Annotated in this window: 10 protein-coding genes; 7 read left to right on the top strand and 3 right to left on the bottom strand. The window is 61.6% G+C overall.

Features of this window, described 5'->3' with window-relative positions; translation table 11 throughout:
- The first annotated feature begins 7 nt into the window (after nucleotides 1–7).
- Together QMO80_RS08650 and lpxK are read left to right on the top strand one after the other, a co-directional pair.
- A complete protein-coding gene (locus QMO80_RS08650; RefSeq protein WP_283199697.1) occupies nucleotides 8–730 on the top strand; it encodes an HAD family hydrolase in 723 nt (240 codons plus the stop codon).
- Between the two features lie 183 nt (nucleotides 731–913).
- Nucleotides 914–1,987, top strand: coding sequence for a tetraacyldisaccharide 4'-kinase (gene lpxK, locus QMO80_RS08645; RefSeq protein WP_283199696.1), 1,074 nt, complete (start codon nucleotides 914–916; stop codon nucleotides 1,985–1,987).
- Nucleotides 1,988–2,086: 99 nt separating this feature from the next.
- Here the strand turns inward: lpxK and QMO80_RS08640 are convergent, their stop codons facing one another.
- Entirely contained in the window at nucleotides 2,087–2,971 is an 885-nt protein-coding gene (locus QMO80_RS08640) for a GntR family transcriptional regulator (protein WP_283199695.1), read from the bottom strand.
- Between the two features lie 99 nt (nucleotides 2,972–3,070).
- Here QMO80_RS08640 and QMO80_RS08635 point away from each other — a divergent pair, with 99 nt between their 5' ends.
- The 3 genes from QMO80_RS08635 (at nucleotide 3,071) to QMO80_RS08625 (ending at nucleotide 5,887) form a co-directional block, all read left to right on the top strand.
- Complete coding sequence (locus tag QMO80_RS08635; RefSeq protein WP_283199694.1) at nucleotides 3,071–4,129, top strand: ABC transporter permease; 1,059 nt, start codon at nucleotides 3,071–3,073, stop codon at nucleotides 4,127–4,129.
- On the top strand, nucleotides 4,126–4,890 hold the full coding sequence (locus tag QMO80_RS08630; RefSeq protein ID WP_283199693.1) for an ATP-binding cassette domain-containing protein: 765 nt from the start codon (nucleotides 4,126–4,128) through the stop codon (nucleotides 4,888–4,890). Before QMO80_RS08635 ends, QMO80_RS08630 begins: the two co-directional genes overlap by 4 nt.
- Before the next feature lie 79 nt (nucleotides 4,891–4,969).
- Nucleotides 4,970–5,887, top strand: a complete 918-nt coding sequence (locus QMO80_RS08625; protein ID WP_283200145.1) for a sugar ABC transporter substrate-binding protein — start codon at nucleotides 4,970–4,972, stop codon at nucleotides 5,885–5,887.
- Between the two features lie 117 nt (nucleotides 5,888–6,004).
- On the opposite strand, the gene QMO80_RS08620 is transcribed toward QMO80_RS08625, so the two are convergent.
- Together QMO80_RS08620 and mutL are read right to left on the bottom strand one after the other, a co-directional pair.
- Entirely contained in the window at nucleotides 6,005–6,235 is a 231-nt protein-coding gene (locus QMO80_RS08620; protein WP_003588271.1) for a DUF2093 domain-containing protein, read from the bottom strand.
- 67 nt (nucleotides 6,236–6,302) lie between these two features.
- Nucleotides 6,303–8,105, bottom strand: a complete 1,803-nt coding sequence (gene mutL / locus QMO80_RS08615; RefSeq protein WP_283199692.1) for a DNA mismatch repair endonuclease MutL — start codon at nucleotides 8,103–8,105, stop codon at nucleotides 6,303–6,305.
- A 184-nt stretch (nucleotides 8,106–8,289) separates the two neighbouring features.
- On the opposite strand from mutL, the gene QMO80_RS08610 reads away from it, so the two are divergent.
- Together QMO80_RS08610 and QMO80_RS08605 are read left to right on the top strand one after the other, a co-directional pair.
- Nucleotides 8,290–10,014 (top strand): response regulator, encoded by a 1,725-nt coding sequence (locus QMO80_RS08610; RefSeq protein WP_283199691.1) that lies wholly within the window; start codon nucleotides 8,290–8,292, stop codon nucleotides 10,012–10,014.
- Between the two features lie 185 nt (nucleotides 10,015–10,199).
- Entirely contained in the window at nucleotides 10,200–11,564 is a 1,365-nt protein-coding gene (locus tag QMO80_RS08605; protein ID WP_283199690.1) for a bifunctional diguanylate cyclase/phosphodiesterase, read from the top strand.
- Nucleotides 11,565–11,740 lie beyond the last annotated feature (176 nt).

The raw sequence follows: 11,740 nt of genomic DNA, 5'->3' as shown, positions 1-11,740 counted from the left end.
ATAAAGCATGGCGGCAGCATCCGTTATCAAAGGCATTCTCTTCGACAAGGACGGCACGCTGCTCGACTATGACGAGAGCTGGCTGCCTGTGAACCGCGAGCTGGCCCGCATCGCCGCCGAAGGGGACCCGCTTCTCGCCGACCGGCTGCTGTCGGCCTGCGGCATGGATCCTGTGACCGGCCATATCGTTCCCGACAGCCTGCTGGCCGCCGGCAATACCCGCCAGATCGCCGAGGGCCTGGTTGCCGCGGGCTCGATGGTCGATGTCGGCGAACTGACGGTCCGCCTCGATGAGCTGTTTTCCAGCGCTGCCGAATTTTCCGTGCCGGTGACCGACCTCGCCGGCTTCTTCGCAAGGCTGCATCGCCGCGGCTTCAAGCTCGGCGTCGCTTCCAGCGACAATGAACGGTCGATCCGCCAGACGGCGGAACGTTTCGGTTTCGCCCGCTATGTCGATTACATCGCCGGCTACGACAGTGGTTTCGGCGTCAAGCCGGAGCCGGGCATGGTGCTCGGCTTCTGCGCCGCGACCGGTCTTTCGCCTGAGGAAGTGGCGATGGTCGGCGACAACAATCACGATCTGCACATGGGCCTGAATGCCGGCACCGGACTGCGGATTGCGGTGCTGACCGGCACCGGTTCGCGCGATTCCCTTGCCGCGGCCGCCCATCATGTGCTCGACGATATCACCGCCATCGAGACGCTGCTGCCGGATCTGCAGCCCGCCTGAAGCGCGTCGCGCTTCAGGTTTTGTTTACGCATGTCGTGATCGCAAAACCGCGCACACTTTTGCGCGACATGCTTCGGTCGGTAAAGACTTGCATTTTCATCGGTTTTGGCTTCTCAATCCGGCCTGTCGAGAAAAGCAGGGGTCTGGCCGCGATAAAGGCGGGCAGGGGAGCGGGACGGCAAGATGATATCCGAAGCGCCGCCGTTCTGGTGGAGGAAAGCCGATTGGCGGGCCTGGCTGCTGCTGCCGGTTTCCTTTCTCTACGGTCGTATCGCCGGCCATCGCATGGCCCATGCGCGCCGCGCCTCCGTTGCCATTCCGGTCATCTGCGTCGGCAATTTCACCGTCGGCGGCGCCGGCAAGACGCCGACGGCGCTGACCATCGCCCGCGCCGCCAAGGCGAAAGGGCTGAAACCGGGTTTTCTCAGCCGCGGCTACGGCGGCTCGCTCGATGTGACGACGGTGGTCGATCCCGATCATCACCGGGCGGTCGCCGTCGGCGATGAGCCGCTGCTGCTTGCCCGGGAGGCGCTGACGGTGATCTCCCGCCGGCGCGTCGACGGGGCACAGCGTCTGGTGGCGGAGGGCGCCGATCTCATCATCATGGATGACGGTTTCCAGAGCGCCCGGCTGGCGATCGACTATGCCTTGCTGGTCATCGACGCGACCCGCGGCCTCGGCAACGGCCATATCGTGCCCGGCGGCCCAGTGCGCGCACCGATCCGCCAGCAGCTGCGTTCGGCAACGGCGCTGTTGAAGGTCGGCGGCGGCAATGCCGCCGACAGGATCGTCCGCATGGCGGCGCGCGCCGCAAAGCCCTATTTCACCGCATCGCTGAAAGTGCGCGGCGACAACACGCTCGCCGGCATGAAGGTGCTCGCCTTTGCCGGCATCGCCGATCCCGCCAAATTCTTCCGCACGGTCGAATCGCGCGGCGCCGAAATCGCCGTCGCCAAGTCCTTCGGCGACCACGAGCACCTGACCGAGGACGAGATCGACGACATCCTGACGACCGCCGAGCGTCAGGGCTTGTTGATCGTCACCACTTCAAAGGATTTCGTCCGCCTTTCCGGCCATCCCGGCAAGGCGGCACAGCTCGCGGAAAAGTGCCGGGTGATCGAGGTCGACATGGTGTTCGAGGATCACCTCGCCCCGAGCCTGATCATCGACCGGGCGATCGTTGCCTGCCGCGAGCGGCGCCTAAGGGAGATGAAGGCCGGCGTTAAAGCGATGCCCGGAAAGGCTGGGCCGCTCTAAAGGACTGCCGCGAACTCGCGTTGGTTTGCGGAGGCTATGGATCGCCGGCCTCTCGTTCGCCGGTTCGTCGGGCTTTCTGCTACCCCCAATCGCAATGTGTTACACGATCGAATGAAGCAAAGTTTCGCGGGCGGAGGTCAGATGCGACCGACAAGCGTGATTGATCAACGCGATATTGCGGCTTTCGAGGGCATCGATCAGCGCGAGATGTTCCCCAATGGCGACCTCATTCCGAGCGCGTTCATCCCGCTTGTTCCACTGATAGTGATAGTGGAAGACCATGGCGATCACGTCTTGGAAGCTTTCGATAAAGCGGTTTGGCGCGACAGCCACAATCAGGCGATGGAAGCGGCTGTCCAGTTCCGAGAAATCCTGAAACCGGGCATCGATGTCCGCGAGCAGTTCCAAATGCGCCGCTCGTATTGCACGCACCTGCTTCCAGATGGGTGAGCTGTCGGGCAGGGTAGCGAAGAGACGTGCGGAGCGCATTTCGAACATTTCTCTGATTTCGAACAGTTCGAGTGCGAAACTCGCGGTGAACCCTTTAAAAACCCAGCCTGCATTCTGACGCCTCTCGATCAGCCCATATTTCTGAAATCGATTGAGAAATTCACGGACTATGGTTGTCGCGACGCCGAATTTCCGAGCTAATTCAGCCTCATTGATTTCTGTGCCCGGACAGGCATCGCCGCGCAGCATCCATTCCATGAAACTCGTCTCGACCTGTTCCGAAATGGCTAAGGTCTCTTCCTTCGGATAACGCTCTATCTGCCGCGGCCGCTCCCGTATGATCCGCCTATGCGCTTCGGATATGATGATCCCACGTGCGGACATCGCCGCCAGCACCTTCCGCACCGTCGTTCTGCTCACGCAAAGCTGGGCGCGCAGTGCGTTTTCGGACGGCAATTCCTCCCCAAGACCGGATGTCCGAATGATATCGATCATATCATTGAAGGCCCGCTTAAAGGTCGTATCCGTCCTCATCGCACAACTCCCGGCATGTTTAGATATCCATAAGAAACAATTTGACGTACGTGTATCATATGTTTCTTATGTATAAAAAACCAGGGAGGCTCGGGAAATTTGGAAGACTCTGGGATTCTGCCTCAGAATTCGTCCCGACCTGGAGGTTCGCAAGGTGCAACCTTCCACCCGAGACAATCTGGCATCACATTAGGACTGAAGCTTTTGGGCTTAGGCCCATTGTTGATCCTCATCATCCTCATCGCCGTCGTCAGTCTGATCACGCCGGCTTTTCTAAAGCCCGGCAACCTGGGGAACATCCTGGCGCAGACGGCGGTGATTGCTCTGGTGGCGATGGGGCAGCAGCTCGTTATCCTGACCCGCGGTGTCGACCTGTCTGTCGGCTCGAATCTCGCGCTCGCGACAGTCATCGGCGGACTGGTCTACCAGCAGGTTGATGCCTCGATCGCCGTCATTATGGCCATGCTGCTTTCGGGTGCTGCAATCGGGGCGGTAAACGGCGTGGTATTTGTCTATGGCAGGCTGCCACACCCCTTCATTATTACCCTCGCGACCTTGAGTATCTGCCGTGGCCTTGCACTTGCACTGGCCCCTGGCCACACCACCATGCGCGGGATGCCCAATGCAGTTACTGCGATCGGCGGCGGTACGACGTTTGGTGTGCCCAATTCCTTCCTTGCCGTCGGGATCTTCGGGCTTCTTTTTCTGATTTTGACGAAGTCAATGGTCTGTGGCCGATGGATCTATGCAGTCGGCGGCTCGCCGAATGCCGCCAGAAGCATGGGTATACCGGTAAAGGGCGTTCTGCTCTCGACCTACATTATCTCAGGCTTTTGTGCCGGCGCCGGCGCGGTGCTGCTGGCGGGACGAACCGGCGCCGCCTCGCCGATCTACGGCAATCTCTTGGAGCTCGATACGATTGCGGCGGTGATAATCGGCGGTGCCAGCTTCCTCGGCGGACGAGGCCATCTCGGCCACGCTCTGATCGGCGCCGTGCTAATCGGCGTCATCCGCAACGCCCTTAACCTTCTCGGCGTCGACGTGTTCTTTCAAATGATCGCGATCGGTCTCGTCATCGTCATCGCCGTTGAGGCCGATGTGCTTCGTAACCATCTCGAGGCGCGCGCGCGTGTGCTTCAATCGGCGAGAGTGCAATGAACGCTGCATCCGCTCCACCGGTCCTTTCGGTTCGAAATGCGCAGAAGCGCTTTGGCGCCATTCATGCCCTGAAAAATGTAAGCTTTGATGCATATGCAGGCGAGGTAACCGCTCTTCTGGGTGACAACGGCGCCGGCAAGTCGACGCTCGTCAAATGCATTAGTGGGCTTCATAGCCTCGACGAAGGAGAGATCCTCGTGGATGGTGCTCCCGTATTGCTCCATTCAACGGCGGCGGCCCGCCGCGCCGGCATTGAAACCGTCTATCAGGATCTGGCGCTTTTCGACAATCTGACCCCTGTGCAGAATTTCTATTGCGGGCGAGAAATCTCTTTCCCTTCCTGGCTGCCGCGCCCGCTCCGCTTCCTCAATACCGGCGTGATGAAGCGGGAAGCAGCGCGTGTGATCGATCGCCTGAAGGTCAAGCTGCCGCGGTTCGACGCGCCGGTCGCGCTGATGTCTGGTGGACAGCGACAGGCGATCGCGGTCGCGCGCGCCATTGTTTTTGCGCGCAAGCTTGTGATCCTTGACGAGCCAACGGCCGCCCTCGGCGTGCGAGAATCTCGCCAAGTTCTTGACCTTGTCAATCAGCTCAAAGCCGAAGGCAATGCCGTGATCATAATCACGCACAATATGGAACATGTCGTCGAAATCGCCGATCGGGCCGTGGTGCTGCGGCAGGGTCGCAAGGTGGGTGAACTGAAGCCAGCCGAAGCGAACAAGCAGGACCTTGTCGCGATGATTGTAGGCGCCGAGGCTTAAGGGAGATCACTGCTTCGATAGGGCAGTGGACAACGAGATCGCTCTAGAGGAGGGCGATCGAAACATGGGAGGTGTTATGATGAAACCGCAATCCCTGCTGGGAGCTCTTGCGCTTCTGGCTGTCGCTGTAGTCCCATCCTTGGCGCAGGAGCCGGTCAAGCTCGGCTTTATAACCAAATTCCCGGTACCGTTCTTCGCCACAATGGAGAACGCAGCCAAAGATTATGCAAAAAGAAATCCCGGCGTCGAGATCATCTACGGCCAGGGGACGTCCGCAACTGACATCGAGGGCCAGATTGCACAGATCGAGTCGATGGTGACACGAGGCGTGCAGGGCATCGCCCTCACGCCCGTCGATCCTACCGTGTCCACGGCTCTGGACAAGGCGGTGGCCGCCGGCGTCAAGGTCGTCCTGATGGATAACAATATTCCGGATTGGAAAGGCAGAACGGCGCTTGCCACGACCAATAATTTTGCCGCGGGCAAAATCGCGGGCGAATATCTCAAAACGGTTCTCAAAGCGGGCGATACGCTCGGGATTCTCGAGGGTGTGCCCGGTGTGCCAGCGCTTGATGACCGTGTGAAGGGCATGCTTGAAGGGCTGCAGGGCCTTGACGTCAAGATCGTCGGGAAAGGCGCAACAAACTGCACTGAGGAACTCGGGATCAGTGTCGCCGAAGACCTGCTGACGAAGAACCCGGACCTCAAGGCCATTTATGCCGCTTGCGGCCCGCCCGCTGCTGGCGCTGCGCGCGCCATCAAGAACGCCGGCACTGCCAATGACAAGATTGTGCTGGTCGGTTTCGACTTCTGCTGTGGTGAAGAGGAAGCGCTGAAGAGCGGAGTCGAGGATGCTTCGGTGGCGCAATTCCCCACGAAGATGGCTGAACTCGGTGTGGAAGCGCTGGTAAAATCGATTCGCGGAGAGACGGTGGAGTCTTTGATCGATTCCGGCGCCGCGCTCGTGACGCCCGAGAATATGGCGCAATTCAAGTAAACCGTTGCCGCTCTGTGCAATTTGCAGAGAGCGCATATCGACCTTGCTGTTGCCTAGCAAACGGCCCGTGCTTCGTGGGGCGGGCCGGACCTGCGGCCTCTCGCACGCGGCCGCGCTTCAGCGCCGCTGGTTCGGCAGCACGCCAGCGCGTTTGTCGGCTTCGATCGCCGAGATCACGTCGGCATAGGGCTCCTGGCGGGCGACGCTCCAATAGCGCAGTTCGTCGAGCGGGATCTGTTTTCCCGTCATTGCGCAGACGACATAGGAACCGGGCGAGAGAATCTGGAAATCGCCATCGAGATAGCGGATCTTCGCCTCGCGGTTTCCGTGCCCTTCGAACAAATTCATGCGCTCCGTTCCCTGCAGCCTCTCATGCGTTTGCCATACTCCGGCAGAGGCGGCTTTTCCAGCTTTTTTAGCTTCTGCCGAAAAGCCGCTCGATATCGCTGAGCTTCAATTCGATATAGGTCGGCCGGCCGTGATTGCACTGGCCGGAGCCGGGCGTCACTTCCATTTCCCTGAGCAGCGCGTTCATTTCCTCCGGCCGCAGCCGCCGGCCGGAGCGCACCGATCCGTGGCAGGCCATGGTCGCCGCCACATATTCGAGCTTGGCCGACAGGCCCGACGCCGTGTCCCATTCGGCGATCTCGTCGGCAAGCTGGCGGATCAGGCCATGTGCATCGACCTCGCCGAGCATGGCCGGTGTCTCGCGCACGGCGATCGCCCCGGGGCCGAAACGTTCGATCGCCAGGCCAAGCTCGGAAAGCTCGCCCGCATGCTGCATCAGCCGGTCGCAATCCTCTTCCGGAATGTCGACGATCTCCGGAATGAGCAGCACCTGCGAGGCCAGCCGCTTCGAATGCAGCGCCTTGCGCATCGCCTCGAACACCAGCCGCTCATGGGCGGCATGCTGGTCGACGATGACAAGCCCGTCCTCGGTCTGGGCGACGATGTAATTGGCGTGGATCTGTGCCCGCGCGGCGCCGAGCGGGTAACGGGCTATAGTGTCGGCTGCTGCCGGCTGCGGCGAAAATTGCGGCTCGGCCCGCGCCGTCGGCATCGACAGCCCGTCGAAAGAGGCCTGCGGCCGTTCACCGAGGCCGCTTGCCGGCTGGTAGGGCCGGGAGGGCGAGGTCTCGGCCGACCATGCCGTCTGCGGCCGCTGGGCGTAGGACTGAAAACCGGGACGGAAGGCGCGCAGCATGTCGCTCGCCCCGGTCGTTGCCGCTCGGCTGCCGTCGCGTGCCAGGGCCTCGCGGACGGCGCCGACGATCAGGCCGCGCACCAGGCCGGGGTCGCGGAAGCGCACGTCGGATTTGGCCGGATGCACGTTGACGTCGACGAGTGCGGGATCGAGGGTGATCGACAGCACCACCACCGGATGGCGCCCGGAGGGAATCGTCTCGGCATAGGCGCCGCGGATTGCCGACAGGATCAGCTTGTCCTGCACCGGCCGGCCGTTGACGAAGGCATATTGATGGGCGGAGTTGCCGCGATTGAAGGTCGGCACGCCGGCAAAGCCGGTCAGCGAAATCTCTTCGCGCACGGCGTCGAGGGCGATGGCGTTGTCGCGGAAGTCCTTGCCGAGCACCTGCGCCATGCGCGCCAGATGGTCGTCGCCGGTCGCCGGAAATTCCAGCGTCGTGCGGTCGGAGCCGGACAGCACGAAGCGCACGGCCGGGAAGGCGATCGCCATGCGCTTGACGATCTCGGTAATGGCGCCGGCCTCGGCCTTCTCGGTCTTCAGGAATTTGAGCCGCGCGGGGGTCGCGAAGAAAAGATCGCGCACTTCGACGATCGTCCCGGGATTGGCGGCGGCCGGGCGCAAATGCGCGATCTTGCCGGCGTTGACGGCGATCTCGTGGCCGCCGGCGCTGTCGCGCCTGCGGCTGGCGATGCTGAGCCTGGCGACCGAGCCGATCGAGGGCAGCGCCTCGCCGCGGAAGCCGAGCGTGCGGATATTATCGAGCGTGTCCGATAGTTTCGAGGTGCAGTGGCGCCGGACCGCCAGCTCCAGATCGGCCGCGTCCATGCCCGAGCCGTTGTCGCTGACCCGCAGCAGCGCCTTGCCGCCGCCCGCCGTGGCGATCTCGATGCGCGTGGCACCCGCATCGAGCGCGTTTTCGATCAGTTCCTTGGCCGCGCTCGCCGGCCGTTCGATGACTTCGCCGGCGGCGATCTGGTTGATGAGCGTTTCGGAAAGCTGTCTGATGGCCATGGGCTATTTTCGAGGATTCGTGGGGCGGAGGGAAGGGCTTTCGATATACTTTCCCAAAGCGTAGTTCCGGCCTTCGCCAAATTCGGGGATAGGTAATGTTAAGCCGGTTTTAACATAAAAATGGCATTTCTATTCATATACCTCCGGAAGTTTTCGAAATCGAACAGATGTGGGACGCAATTGCATGAGTGCCGGCTTCGAAAAGGCGGACCCATCATCGGAAACCGACGGGATTTCCGCCGGGGCCGATCTGCAGACGGCGCTTTTCGATGTGGTGTGCGACAGCCTCTCGGCAGCTTTCATCATCTACGACAAGAACGATCATCTGATTTTCGCCAGCCGCCAGACGCTGGAATTCTTCCCGCTGCCGCTGGAGATGCTGAAATCAGGCACGCGGCTTCGCGATTTCCTCGGGGCGGTCTACGACACCGGCATTCGCCAGCAATATGACGTGAAGCAGCGCGGCTCGCTGAGCCGCGAGGACTGGCTGTCGCAGAAAATCGCCTCGCATTGGCGCGAGCGCTTCGAAGCCGTCGAGCGCCATGGCGCCGACAGCTGGGTGCGGTTCGTCAAACGCAGGCTGCCCGGCGGCTACGGCGTCACCATCATTTCCGATATTTCCGAGGATAAGAAGCGCGAAGAGCAATGGCGCTCGGATCTGGAGCGGGTGCAGCTCACCGAGGACATTCTCGACAATCTGCCCTTCCCGCTTTTCGTCAAGGACCGCAACCTCACCTATGTCGCGGTCAACCTCGCCTTCTGCGAGAAATATCAGACGACCGCCGACGAAGTGCTCGGGCGCAAGAGCAGCGATCTTTTTTCGGAAGAGATCGCCAAGCGCTTCGAAGAGAGCGACCGTCATGTGCTGGAGACCGGCGAGATGTCCGTCTCCCGCCAGCGGCAGATCTCCCGCGACGGCATCGAGCGCGACATTGTCAGCCGCAAACACCGCATCGGCAAGCCGGGCCGCTATTTCCTGGTGTCGACCATGCAGGATCTGCCGCGCGACGGCGCCGATCTCGACGAGTTCGGCCGGGCATCGGCGATCACCACCTCCAGCAATCAAAGCTATCGCCGCGCCTATGTGCCGGTGCCGAGCGCCGTCGAGCGCCGTGAGCCGGCGGCGATGGAAGCGATCGTTCCGGAGAATTTCTCCGGCCGCAAGGTTCTCGTCGTCACCGCCGACCTCGCCGCCGAGACCGCCGCGCTGCGGACGCTGTCGAAATACGGTTTCGAATCCTGCTCGGTCCGCGGCGAGGACGAGGAGGAGCGGTTCCTGGAAATTGCCACCTCCTCCGGCATCTCGCTCGATCTCTTGATCATCGACAACCAGATGGGCATGCGCTGCCTCGAACTCGCCGAGCAATACGGCATCCCGGCGCTGGTCATGGACGGTTTCCAGATTGCCAACGAGCTCACCTTTCAGATCGCCCGCCACTTCAACCGCAACAGCCGCAACAGCAGCACTGGCGCGGATACGGACTGGGAAATCAGCATTTCCGACGAGGTCGTCGGCCTGCAGGTTCTCGTTGCCGAAGACAATGACATCAACCAGATCGTTTTTTCGCAGATCCTCGAAGGCCTCGGTTATCGCCATATGATCGCGGCGACCGGTGACGAGGCCGTGCGCCTCTGGGCCGAGCACCGGCCGCAGATCGTGCTGATGGATATTTCGCTGCCGGGCTTCAACGGCTTCGAAGCCGCCCGCCTGATCCGGCAGATGGAGGAAACCGGCGGCGGAAGCCACACCCCGATCATCGGCGTGCTCACCCAGGCCTTCGAACGAGACCGCGCCGAATGCGTCAAAGCAGGCATGGACGATGTCATCATGAAACCGGTCAGCCCGGATATGCTCGAGGCCGTCTTCCAGAGGCATCTGATGGAAGAGGTGATGCGGGCGCGCGGCTGATGCCTGTCATCAGGACGTGTGCAGCGGTTCCGGGCTAACGGCATGCCAAAAAACCAAGAACTTTGGCCGGACCAGCCGTCAACTCCCGGATTCTGGGGTGATTCAGCGTCAATGCCTGCTGATTTACTATCAAATTGTTAAGACATGCCGGTCATTCTTTGCATGGCGCGGGAAAGCTCGGGTGGATGATGAAATCGGCGGACATGGCTTTCTCGACCGTCGGTCAGAATGAGCTTCAGGCGATGGCCTATACCGATCCGCTGACCGGATTGGGGAACCGCAATCGCATGCGGGAGAAGGTCTTGCAGATCTCTTCCGAGCGGGCCAGCGATCCGGCCCCCTTCACCATCGGCATCGCCAATCTCGACAGTTTCAAGCCGATCAACGATCTCTTCGGCTCGGCCGCCGGCGATGAAATCCTTTGCCAGGTCGCCCATCGCCTTAGGGCCTGCATTCCCGATGGCGCGCTGGTCACCCGCCATGACGGCGATGAATTCGCCTTCGTGCTGCCGCTGATCTTCGAGCGGGCGAGTGCCGAGAAATTCGGCCAGATGATCCGCGAGGTGCTGTCGGCCCCCTATGATCTCGGCGACCGCAACGTCCGTCTCTCCGCTTCCCTCGGCTTTGCCATCTACCCGTTCGCCGGAGAAGATTGCGAGGAGCTGCTGAAGAGTGCCGAAACCGCGCTCTACCGTTCCAAGCGCCGCGGCCGCGGCCAGATCACCGTCTATTCGCGCGAGATCGCCCAGGAAATGAAGCGCGCGACGCAGCTCGAGCAGGCGCTCAGAAACGCCATCATATCGGACGCGATCGACGTGCATTTCCAGCCGATCGTCTCGCTCTCCAACAATCAGGTCGTCGGCTTCGAGGCGCTTGCCCGCTGGAACGATCCCGATCTCGGCTTCGTCTCTCCAGGCGTCTTCGTGCCGCTCGCCGAGGAGCGCGGCTTCATCGATGCGCTGTCGGAAGCGCTGCTGCGCAAGGCGGCGGAAGCAGCGCTCTCCTGGCCGCGTGAACTCTTCCTGTCCTTCAATCTCTCCTCGGCCCAGCTGATGGATCCGGGCACGAGCGGCAGCGTGCTGTCGATCCTCGGCCGCGTCGGCTTCGATCCGCATCGCCTGGAGCTCGAGATTACCGAGACGGCGGTGATGAGCTCGGCCGATACCGCCCACCGCATCATCGCCGATCTGCGCGCCGCCGGCGTGCGCATTTCGCTCGACGATTTCGGCACCGGCCAGTCGAGCCTCGGGCGCCTGCGCGACTTCATCTTCGACAAGATCAAGATCGACCGCGCCTTCGTCTCCCGCATCAATTCCGACCGCGCCTCCGAACACATCATCAAGGCGATCCTGACCATGTGCGACGGCCTGGAACTGGAAGTCGTGGCCGAGGGCATCGAGGATTATGCCGAGGCGGTGAAACTGCGCACGCTCGGCTGCGGCATGGGCCAGGGCTATCACTTCGGCCGCCCGGCCGATGGCATCGCCACGCTGCGTTTCCTGCACGAGAATTACTACGATTCGGCCATGGTGGAGCGTGTCAGCGCATAAAGCGCGTCGCATGCGACGCGCTTTAGCTCTTTGTTTTGATGCATGTCGTTATCCCGGAACCGCTGCACACTTCCGGGCGACATGCATTGGAGCATGATGCCGAAAAGTGTGAGCGGTTTTCGGATGACATCACGCTTTCACGAATGGCGCGGCATAAAGCGATGGCGCCCCTAGGA

It is taken from the genome of Rhizobium sp. BT03, from assembly GCF_030053155.1.
GTDB lineage: Bacteria > Pseudomonadota > Alphaproteobacteria > Rhizobiales > Rhizobiaceae > Rhizobium.
Note: the sequence above shows the minus strand (reverse complement) of the source record. Positions and strands in the feature narration are given on the sequence as shown.

What these genes read in the sequence shown, in the direction of transcription:
- QMO80_RS08630 (WP_283199693.1), top strand. Translation starts at nt 4,126, where the DNA reads ATGAACGCTGCATCCGCTCCACCGGTCCTTTCGGTTCGAAATGCGCAG.
- QMO80_RS08625 (WP_283200145.1), top strand. Translation starts at nt 4,970, where the DNA reads ATGAAACCGCAATCCCTGCTGGGAGCTCTTGCGCTTCTGGCTGTCGCT.
- QMO80_RS08640 (WP_283199695.1), bottom strand. Translation starts at nt 2,971, where the DNA reads ATGAGGACGGATACGACCTTTAAGCGGGCCTTCAATGATATGATCGAT.
- QMO80_RS08650 (WP_283199697.1), top strand. Translation starts at nt 8, where the DNA reads ATGGCGGCAGCATCCGTTATCAAAGGCATTCTCTTCGACAAGGACGGC.
- lpxK (WP_283199696.1), top strand. Translation starts at nt 914, where the DNA reads ATGATATCCGAAGCGCCGCCGTTCTGGTGGAGGAAAGCCGATTGGCGG.
- QMO80_RS08605 (WP_283199690.1), top strand. Translation starts at nt 10,200, where the DNA reads ATGATGAAATCGGCGGACATGGCTTTCTCGACCGTCGGTCAGAATGAG.
- QMO80_RS08620 (WP_003588271.1), bottom strand. Translation starts at nt 6,235, where the DNA reads ATGAATTTGTTCGAAGGGCACGGAAACCGCGAGGCGAAGATCCGCTAT.
- QMO80_RS08610 (WP_283199691.1), top strand. Translation starts at nt 8,290, where the DNA reads ATGAGTGCCGGCTTCGAAAAGGCGGACCCATCATCGGAAACCGACGGG.
- mutL (WP_283199692.1), bottom strand. Translation starts at nt 8,105, where the DNA reads ATGGCCATCAGACAGCTTTCCGAAACGCTCATCAACCAGATCGCCGCC.